Source organism: Pseudomonas floridensis (assembly GCF_002087235.1).
In the GTDB taxonomy this organism is placed as follows: Bacteria; Pseudomonadota; Gammaproteobacteria; order Pseudomonadales; family Pseudomonadaceae; genus Aquipseudomonas; species Aquipseudomonas floridensis.
Window position 1 is genome coordinate 1 of record NZ_MUIO01000098.1, and the last position, 1038, is coordinate 1038.

Consider the following 1038-nt stretch of genomic DNA (forward strand, 5'->3'; position numbering starts at 1 on the left):
CTCGGATCAGGTGGTCAGGCGTATTTCATCACATTTGAGGACTTGTTCGGAGAATCCCTAAATAACCACCAACTTGTCCTTTGCAAACCCCACAGGCCAATGTCCCGTATAATAAATTTCAGCGATCTCTTTCCACCGCTCACCAAGACTGTAATATTCTTCAGAAACACACTGCCTAAAGGCAAAACAGACTCCATTCCTAGCGGCAACACTAAAGTCATGTGGCCCACTTAAAAAAACTTCTTTCTTCAGATCTCTTGTAGCCATCATGACTGTTCGGTTTATTTTTATCCGAAGCTCAACCAACTCTTTAGATGGCTTAGGTAGCTTGTAAAATGGGTCGTCTTGGGTCGAAGAGGTTGGTAACCATTTGACCTCATCATAGCAGCCTTTAAACTCAATTTCTGAAGGTTCAACAAATACCTTTCGCACATTCTCTATACAAATGATACGTTCCTCATCAGAAAAAGAAGACCCCATGTTAGCTAAAAATTAGCTTTCAGTATTCTATCAATCATTGCATCAATATTCATACTTATAACCTCATGTCAGTAATAGTGCCTGGAGGTAATGCTTTTCTACTTTGTTGAATAGTACTCCTAAGTATACCACCCGCAGCATGGGGGCCCGGAATACCAGGTAGTGAATGGTTAGGCAGTTTCCCATTTGTAGGCATTAGATTCCACCATTTATTTGCTCCCCCGCTTTCTAACGGAATAATGTGGTGCGGTGTTGCTCCAGTCGGCCATGTCCTACCAGTGTTAGCCTCCCACTGCTTCATAAGATAGTTTTGACTCCCTACAAACTCTTTCCACGCCATCTGATTTTGAAAAACAGTACGCCTCTGAATAACCGGTAAATTACCTTTCAATATTTGCGCTTGCTTCGAAGTAATACTTCCACCAGGAGACGCCACTTTGTTCGCATCCCGAATGACTTGATCGTGAATGGATGAGCATGTAAGTCCCAAAAAGTCAACCCATCCGATAGTGTTGGGGGCATATTCATATAAATTACTCCCCCCATCCAACCCAATCG

2 protein-coding genes are annotated in these 1038 nt (G+C 42.8%); both read right to left on the minus strand.

The window, feature by feature from the left end:
• Positions 1-57: 57 nt before the first annotated feature.
• The gene (locus BZK31_RS22860) at positions 58-480 is read right to left on the minus strand and encodes a hypothetical protein (RefSeq protein ID WP_244182719.1); all 423 of its coding nucleotides are present in this window, start codon (positions 478-480) and stop codon (positions 58-60) included.
• A 55-nt stretch (positions 481-535) separates the two neighbouring features.
• Positions 536-1038: HNH endonuclease (locus BZK31_RS29890; RefSeq protein WP_244182720.1), on the minus strand; the 503-nt coding region annotated here is incomplete at its 5' end.